Source organism: Sporosarcina sp. SAFN-015, from assembly GCF_059415085.1.
This window is the reverse complement of the sequence record NZ_JBPFDR010000006.1, coordinates 80,042-88,716: the sequence shown is the minus strand read 5'-3', so window position 1 is coordinate 88,716 and position 8,675 is coordinate 80,042. Positions and strand designations below refer to the sequence as shown.

General features: G+C 43.3%; 8 protein-coding genes. 5 read left to right on the top strand and 3 right to left on the bottom strand.

Features of this window, described 5'->3' with window-relative positions:
- From ACR65H_RS11935 to rnz, 5 genes are all read left to right on the top strand, one after another.
- On the top strand, positions 1-1,514 hold a 1,514-nt coding region (locus tag ACR65H_RS11935), incomplete at its 5' end, for an acyl-CoA carboxylase subunit beta (protein ID WP_440500500.1).
- A 27-nt stretch (positions 1,515-1,541) separates the two neighbouring features.
- Positions 1,542-2,669 (top strand): M20/M25/M40 family metallo-hydrolase, encoded by a 1,128-nt coding sequence (locus ACR65H_RS11930; RefSeq protein ID WP_440500498.1) that lies wholly within the window; start codon positions 1,542-1,544, stop codon positions 2,667-2,669.
- 3 nt (positions 2,670-2,672) lie between these two features.
- Positions 2,673-3,146 (top strand): chemotaxis protein CheW, encoded by a 474-nt coding sequence (locus ACR65H_RS11925; protein WP_440500497.1) that lies wholly within the window; start codon positions 2,673-2,675, stop codon positions 3,144-3,146.
- Between the two features lie 54 nt (positions 3,147-3,200).
- Positions 3,201-4,391, top strand: a complete 1,191-nt coding sequence (locus tag ACR65H_RS11920; RefSeq protein WP_440500496.1) for a DNA polymerase IV — start codon at positions 3,201-3,203, stop codon at positions 4,389-4,391.
- Between the two features lie 9 nt (positions 4,392-4,400).
- Positions 4,401-5,339, top strand: a complete 939-nt coding sequence (gene rnz, locus ACR65H_RS11915; RefSeq protein ID WP_440500495.1) for a ribonuclease Z — start codon at positions 4,401-4,403, stop codon at positions 5,337-5,339.
- Positions 5,340-5,381: 42 nt separating this feature from the next.
- Here the strand turns inward: rnz and namA are convergent, their stop codons facing one another.
- The 3 genes from namA to ACR65H_RS11900 form a co-directional block, all read right to left on the bottom strand.
- Positions 5,382-6,401, bottom strand: a complete 1,020-nt coding sequence (namA, locus tag ACR65H_RS11910) for an NADPH dehydrogenase NamA (protein WP_440500494.1) — start codon at positions 6,399-6,401, stop codon at positions 5,382-5,384.
- Positions 6,402-6,427: 26 nt separating this feature from the next.
- Entirely contained in the window at positions 6,428-7,237 is an 810-nt protein-coding gene (gene proC, locus ACR65H_RS11905) for a pyrroline-5-carboxylate reductase (RefSeq protein WP_440500493.1), read from the bottom strand.
- A 311-nt stretch (positions 7,238-7,548) separates the two neighbouring features.
- Complete coding sequence (locus tag ACR65H_RS11900) at positions 7,549-8,667, bottom strand: hypothetical protein (protein ID WP_440500492.1); 1,119 nt, start codon at positions 8,665-8,667, stop codon at positions 7,549-7,551.
- Positions 8,668-8,675 lie beyond the last annotated feature (8 nt).

Below are 8,675 nucleotides of genomic sequence, written 5' to 3'. Positions count from 1 at the left end.
ATAGAAAACGTGAAATTGAACTTGGCGGAGGCGACGAACGGATTGCGAAACAGCATGAAAAAGGTAAACTGACAGCCAGAGAACGGATCAATCTATTGCTCGATGAAGGAACGTTCGTTGAGTTGAATCCTTTCGTCATACATAGAACGCGTGATTTTGGCATGGATAAACAAATTGGACCTGGCGACGGTGTTGTAACTGGGTATGGAAAAATCGATGGACGCCCCGTTTATCTTTTCTCACAGGATTTCACTGTTTTCGGTGGAGCACTTGGAGAAATGCACGCTATGAAAATTGCAAACGTTATGGATTTGGCTGCAAAGAATGGGGCTCCTTTCATCGGTTTGAACGATTCTGGCGGCGCTCGTATCCAGGAAGGTGTCGTTTCGCTTGATGGATATGGCGAGATTTTCTATCGCAATGCAATCTATTCAGGGGTCATACCACAAATTTCGGTTATTTTAGGACCCTGTGCTGGAGGAGCCGTTTATTCCCCTGCGATCACAGACTTTGTATTTATGACGGATGAAACGAGTCAAATGTTCATTACTGGACCGAAAGTAATTGAAACGGTCACAGGTGAAAAAATTTCTTCCGAAGATTTAGGTGGATCGAAAGTACATAACTCTATTAGCGGGAATGCCCACTTCCGTGGAAAGGATGAAGAAACAGTATTGAAACAAGTGAGGGAACTGCTTTCCTACCTACCGCAAAACAATGAGGAAAAATCACCCGTGCGTGAGACGGCTCACGAGGATGATTACCGAAACGATCTAGCCGATATCGTCCCGTTTGAAACGATTCGACCTTACGATGTCCGAAAAGTCATCGAGCAAATCGTCGACGAAAATTCATTTCTCGAAGTGCAAGCGGAATTTGCGAAAAATGCGGTTGTCGGTTTTGCCCGAATGAAAGGTGAATCAGTCGGATTAATATGCAACCAGCCAAAAGTGATGGCGGGTGGATTGGATATTAATTCATCGGACAAGATTGCCCGATTCATCAGAACTTGTGATTCATTCAATATACCGCTTATTACGTTCGAGGACGTTACCGGCTTCTTCCCAGGTGTGAAACAGGAGCATGGTGGCATCATCCGCCATGGAGCAAAGATCCTTTATGCCTACTCGGAAGCTACAGTTCCTAAAATAACAGTCATCTTACGAAAAGCATTCGGAGGGGCTTATGTTGCATTGAACTCAAAAGCGATCGGTGCGGACATAGTCTACGCATGGCCGAATGCAGAAATTGCTGTTATGGGGGCTGAGGGCGCAGCAAATATTATTTTTGCAAGGGAAATCGCGAATAGTGATAATCCGGAAACGACTAGAGAAGAAAAAATCGAAGAATACCGGGCGAAATTTGCAAATCCGTATGTAGCTGCTTCCCACGGCATGGTAGACGACGTAATTGATCCTAGAGAGACGCGTATTAAACTTTTGCAAGCGCTAGAAATGATGAGAAATAAGCAAGAGACAAGACCAAAAAAGAAACACGGCAATATTCCATTGTAAAGGAACAAAACGAAGGAGAGATGTATCGTGAACGCACAGCGTCTATTGGATGAATTTTTTGAGCTTGCACAAATTGATTCAGAAACGAAACATGAAGAGGGAATTGTAGAAGTATTAAAGGGGAAAATGGAGAATCTCGGATTCACAGTTGTGGAAGATGATTCGAAAGAAGTGACGGGACATGGGGCAGGAAATTTAATTGCAACGTTAAAAGGTAATGTTGATGGTGCGGATCCGATTTACTTCACATGCCATATGGATACGGTTGTTCCAGGGAAAGGCATTAAACCGGAATTGCGTGAAGACGGTTTTATTTATTCTGACGGAACGACAATATTAGGTGCTGATGATAAGGCGGGGATTGCAGCTTTATTTGAAATGGCAAAAGTATTGAAAGAGGAAGGCAAGCCGCATGGAGATATCCAATTCATAATTACGGCAGGTGAAGAGAGTGGGCTTGTCGGGGCAAAAGCGATGGATCCGTCTCTTTTGACAGCGAAGTATGGATATGCTGTCGATAGTGATGGGAAAGTCGGTGGGATTGTAACGGCAGCCCCATACCAGGCTAAACTTTGGACGACAATCCATGGCAAGACAGCACATGCTGGAGTCGCACCTGAAAAGGGAGTCTCAGCTATTAATATCGCTGCTAAATCGATTGCTGCGATGACGCTAGGACGCATTGATTCAGAGACTACGGCAAATATCGGTCGTTTTGAAGGTGGACAAGCGACGAATATTGTATGCGATGAAGTCCTTATCATTGCAGAAGCCCGTTCTATTAATTCCGAAAAGCTTAATAAGCAGACAGCTCATATGGTGGAGACGTTTGAAAGAACGGCAGCTGCTATGGGGGGGAAGGCAGAAACGGAAGTGAAGCTTATGTATCCAGGATTTAGCTTCGATGAAGATGCTGAAGTTGTACAAACGGCAATCGAAGCGATCCATAATATTGGCAGGAATCCTGAACTTATGACGAGCGGCGGTGGAAGTGACGGAAACGTCTTTAATGGGGCTGGAGTACCTACAGTGACATTGTCGGTCGGTTATGAAGAAATCCATACAAAAAATGAACGGATGCCTGTAGAAGAACTAAATAAGCTCACTGAGTTATTAATTGAAATTGTTCGAGTTGCGGCAACCAAGGGGGCTTAATTGATGAGCAATATGAAAGCGGTAATTATACAATGCGGCCAAGAGGAATACGCTTTGCCCGTCGAGACGGTTGTTTCGATTGAAAAGTTGGAACGGGTAAATCCGATTCCTCATCTGCCTGAATATATGCTTGGTTTGATGAAAATCAGAGGAGAATTAGTTCCAATCTTGGACTTTCAACAAATCCTGTACGGTAATACGGCGAAAGATGATCCGAATGCAAGGATTGTTGTCGTACAAACCGAATATCTTTTTATTGGATTGTTAGTTCTTGACGCAAAAGAAATTTTAGATATCCCGGAAAGCAATTTGACTTCATCTGGCTTGATGGCCTATTCAAGAACGCCATACTTCAAAACAGTCGCCAATTTGGAAGATCGGATGATCACTGTTGTCGATGCAGAAATTCTTTCAAGGACATTGTCGGGGATGGATGAGATCGGTGAATATGTGAAAACACAGAGTATGAAAGAATAACCGGATGAGTGCATCCATCCGGTTTTTTTGAATTTACCAATGGAGGTGAGGTTAATGACAATTGTCCCGAATGCACAGGCGAGAGTCATCCTTCATCTCGACATGAATAGCTTTTTCGCCTCCGTTGAACAAGCCCATAATCCAAAATTGAAAGGGTTACCGATGGCTGTTGCTGGAAATCCTAAAGAGCGACGAGGCATCCTCGTCACTTGTTCATATGAGGCGAGAGCACTTGGCATTTACACGACAATGCCAGTCGGTGAGGCGAAAAGAATTTGCCCTGATCTAGTAATCGTACCGCCAGACCATGAAAAATATCGGCTAGCTTCCAACGCTGTTTTTTCGATTTTGAGGTCATACACCGAACTCGTTGAGCCTGTTTCCATTGATGAAGCTTATATCGATATTACAAATATCGGTGGGTTGACGAATGCCAAGCAAATTGCGGAGCAGATGCAGCAGCGGATATTGAATGAATTGGATCTTCCTTGTTCCATTGGAATTGCTCCGAACAAGTTTTTGGCAAAGACAGCCTCCGACATGAAAAAGCCGATGGGGATAACGATTTTACGTAAGAGACAAGTGCCAGACGTTTTATGGCCTCTTCCCGTCATAGAAATGCACGGCATCGGAAAGAGCACAGAAAAACGTTTGAATGAAATCGGCATTAAAACAATCGGAGACTTAGCAAAAACCGACGAATTATTGATCAAAAGCAAATTAGGAAAAAATGGAGTTCGCCTTCGTAAAAGGGCGAACGGCATCGATTACAGGCCAGTGGATCCCGATTCTGCGGAAGAGAGGAAAAGTGTCGGAAGCTCGACGACATTGCCGATTGACGAAACGGAACTGGTGGCATGCCTTGAAGTTTTTAAGCAATTATCAGTAAAAGTCGCTCAACGTTTGGACAGAAGGCAGCTTGCGGGTACTGTTATTATGATACAAATCCGGACTTCGGATTGGAGAAACCATACAAGGAGTCGGACAGTCATCAATCCGATCTTCAAAGCGAAAGACTTGTACAAAGAAGCAGAAGATCTTTTCAAACGGCATTGGAATGGGGATGCAATCAGGTTATTAGGAATTACGGTATCGAATGTCATTCCGATAAATGAATTGAATGAACAATTGTCATTCGAAAACTTCGAGAAATATGCAAAAGAAGCTAAAATGGATGAGCTTGTAACAGAACTGGAGAAGAAATTTGGACCAAGTTCTGTAAAACGAGGATTTAAGGAAAGGTAGGCGATCGTCATGGAATTATTTTTCTTAGGGACCGGCGCTGGCATGCCGTCCAAGCAACGCAACACTTCATCCTTGATTGTCAACCTATCTGCGGAGCAAGGTGGTTATTGGATGTTTGATTGCGGTGAGGCGACGCAGCATCAATTGCTGAAAACTTCTATTAAACCGCGAAAAATAAATAAGATTTTCATTACACATCTACACGGTGACCATATTTTCGGATTGCCTGGCTTCCTAGGATCACGTTCGTTTTTAGGCGGAGAAGATGAATTGATTATTTATGGTCCTGTCGGCATAAAGGAATGGATCATGACATCGCTACGACTTACGAAAACCCATTTAACGTATCCATTGAAGATCGAGGAGATCGATGAAGGTGTCGTTTTCGAAGATGATCAGTTTAAAGTGTGCACATTAGAACTTGAGCACGTCATTCAATGTTTCGGCTTTAGAATCGAGCAGAAGCCATTGCCGGGGAAACTACTTGTTGATAAAGCATTTGAATCGGGAGTGCCAAAAGGTCCCTTATTGAAACAATTGAAAGATGGGGATGACGTCGAGCTGGCTGATGGGAGCATCGTTTACAGCAAAGATGTTACTGGCGATGCACAAAAAGGATTTACGGTAGCTGTACTTGGAGATACGAAACACTGTTCCGCAGCCGTCAAATTGGCTGACAAGGCGGATATTCTTGTCCATGAAGCAACATTTGATAACGAAACGGGAGAGCTTGCAAGCGAATATGGCCATTCTACGATAGGCGATGCGGCTCGTACTGCGAAAGAGGCAAATGTGAAGGAGCTTATTGCAAATCATATTAGCGCACGTTTCTTACAAGCGGATATCGCCAATCTACAGGAGCAAGGCAGCGCTATTTTCCCAAACGTTCACATCGCAGAAGACTTTAGTCATTTTGAATGGAAGAACGAACAGTTAATAAAGAAATAAAGCTGCCGCAGTCCATGTCGACAAACGGCAGTTTTCCTTATTTCAAAAAACCCATCCACGATCATATTGTTTAGGCGGGTCGATTTCCACGCGCAATTCCTTTGCTGCAGAATAGGCCCAATATGGATTACGGAGTAATTCACGGGCTAACAGTACAACATCAGCACGTCCATTCTTCAAAATTTCTTCTGCCTGCAATCCTGTCGTAATTAATCCAACTGCACCGGTTGCGATGCCTGTTTCCTTTTTAATTTGGTCAGCAAACGGCACTTGATAGCCAGGGTACGCATCGATCTTTGCAGGTACGACAGCACCAGAACTTACGTCAACCAAATCGATATCTTGAGATTTCATCCAATTAACCATTTCAATGTATTGGGAAGTCGACATTCCGCCATCTACATAATCCTCAGCCGATATCCTAACGAATAAAGGACCATCCCATACCGAACGGACAGCGTCAATAATTTCACGCAATATGCGATAACGATTTTCAGAAGGGCCGCCATACTCATCACTTCTCTTATTTGCTAATGGCGAAAGAAATTCATTGATTAAATAGCCGTGCGCAGCATGCAGTTCGATCACATCAAAGCCAGCCTTTTTTGCACGGATAGCAGCATCTTTGAATGCATCAACAGTTTCCCGTATTTCCGTAAGTGACATTTCAACTGGAGTTTTGTACTGTTCATTGAAACGGATGGCGCTTGGTGCGTAAATGTCTCCGTCAACAGTAGATTTTCTACCAGCATGGGCTAACTGGATACCGGTTTTCGAGCCGTGTTGTTTCATAAGGCGGACGATTTCAAATAGTCCTTCCACATGATCATCGCTCCAAATGCCGAGATCCCGATCTGAAATCCGTCCTTCCGGTAATACAGCAGTCGCCTCCACAATAATCAATCCGACTTGGCCGACAGCACGAGTAGAATAATGGATCTTATGCCAATCCTCGACTTTCCCATCCAAGTTATGGCTTGAATACATGCACATCGGCGCCATAACAATCCTATTTTTAAGTTCCACTCCACGTATTGTAAACGGTGTAAATAACTTTGCCATTTCAATAACCTCCTTTTACTTATTAATTAAGACAAAGCCCCAAGCTCCCTTGAACGTCTCTCTGCACTTTTGATGCATTCAAGAATCGTTTCTTTGAATGACCGGTTTTCAAGTGTCTTCAAGCCAGCTTCCGTCGTGCCGCCTGGACTTGTCACGTTACGTCTTAGAAGTTCCGGTTCTTCACCGGTTTGCCTTAACATAGCGGCAGCACCTTCTAAAGTCTGTATGATCAGATCGCGTGCCACTTCATTGGATAACCCATTTGCAATCGCAGCTTCTTCCAATGCCTCAACCATATAATAGACATAGGCAGGTCCACTGCCTGATAAAGCCGTCACTGTATGCAGCTCATCTTCTTCGACTTCCTTCACAATACCGATTGATAATAATAAATTCAAAATACGCTTACGCATTTGTGGATTTACTTTAGCATTCATCGAAACTCCGCTTGCAGACTTTCCGATAGTAGCAGATGTATTTGGCATAGAGCGAGCGATAGGACGATTTCCAAGACCATTCTCAATCGTCTTGATCGATATGCCGGCGATCACTGACAACACAGCTGCTTCATCATTTATATAATCCGTAATGTCTTGCATCGCTTGTTCGATATCTTTCGGTTTAGTCGCTAATACAATGAGTTCGGCTTCACGCAACGCATTCCGTTCTTGACAGACTACTGAAACTCCATATGTACGTTGCATGTAGGAAAGCCTCTCATCATCCGATTTATTCATCACATATACATCTTCCGCATGCATGACTTCATTAGTAAGTATACCAGCGATAATTGCTTCTGCCATTGAACCGGCTCCTACAAAAACGATCTTTCCCATCCTCATTCACCCTTTCCCATGAATAAAAAAAGCGCTTCCGTCCCGATAAATCAGGACGAAAACGCATGTTTCCGCGGTACCACCTAAATTTGCCGAATCAATTCGGCACAACTTACAAGCTTTCGTAACGTGAAAGGGACGGTCATGTTTCCATGACAGCTCAGAAGTAGGTTCGTGGCAGGAGAGGGATATGCGGCTTTCAGTCGCTGACCGCACTTCCTGTTTCCTTCACTGCCTCTACTTGTCTTCGTCAACGCAAGAATATTGTAAATTATAGTGATTATTCCATGGTGTCAGATAAATGTCAACTGTTACATCGTATCTTGGACCATAAATACTATACCTGCTACAAGCGCTGTCAATAAAACAGTGAACGTCACTTTCCAAATGCTAATAGGGGATTTTCCGCTCACTTTACCTGTTTGACCATTCACAAGGAAACGATAAACTTTATTATTAAAGTTGAATGAAGATATCCAAAGTGGCAGCAAAATATGTTTGAACGTAATACCATCATATGATGTATCCACTTTCACGATTCTCACTTCATCACCTGTTTCTTTGCGAAGAATTCCGTTTCGAATTTTTTGATCGATAATATTGCGGGCGGACAACCAGCCTTCTTTTAATGGTATTGAATAACGTTCTGCAAGGAAGCCCGATAAATATTCAGTTTTGTAGTCAAGTAACCCACTAAGCTGGAAAGGCTCGACTTTATCAATCAGTCCGGAGGCGACATTGCGAGATGCTTTGACTAATATGTCATCGAAAAATTTATTGTAACTGCCATTTTGGGTACGCCACCTTATTTTCCTTACTTGTTCGGTGACTTGCTGTGCTTTTCCGTCACGATGAACCGTCCGTGTCACCGTCACATAATAATACGTCCCAATTTTAACTGTATACGATGATTTTGTATTTGAGTCGAATGTCCAATAGGGGATATACGCACCGCTTAGTTTTTGCAGTTCATATTCTTTTTTCAATCTGGATGGGGCAAAATAACGTTTGGAGATCCAAGTCTTAAATTTTTCAACGGCTTGTTCCTTTGAGATTTGAAAAGGAAGGACCAATGCTGGCTTGATACCGGCGTCATGTTCAGTTACAGCAATATGGGAAGAGCCGCAAAAAGTGCAAAAATCGGCTACCTTATCGTTGTCCAATAGAGTTTCCGCTCCACAGTTGTCACATTTAAAGACACGTTTCTCATCGCTCCAACTATGATCTGCATGATCCAAAGCATCCAAATAATCGTGTTCTGTTGTATTTTCCCGAGTTGCTTCAATTTCCACTTGAGTCCCGCAAAAAGGACACTTCAATCCGCGTGACACAGGGTCATATACTGTATTCCCGCCACACGATCCACATTGGTTCACTTCTGTTTCTTCAATAATCCCGTCTTCTAGAACTTCATTGTCCACATTCGTCATCCCATCAC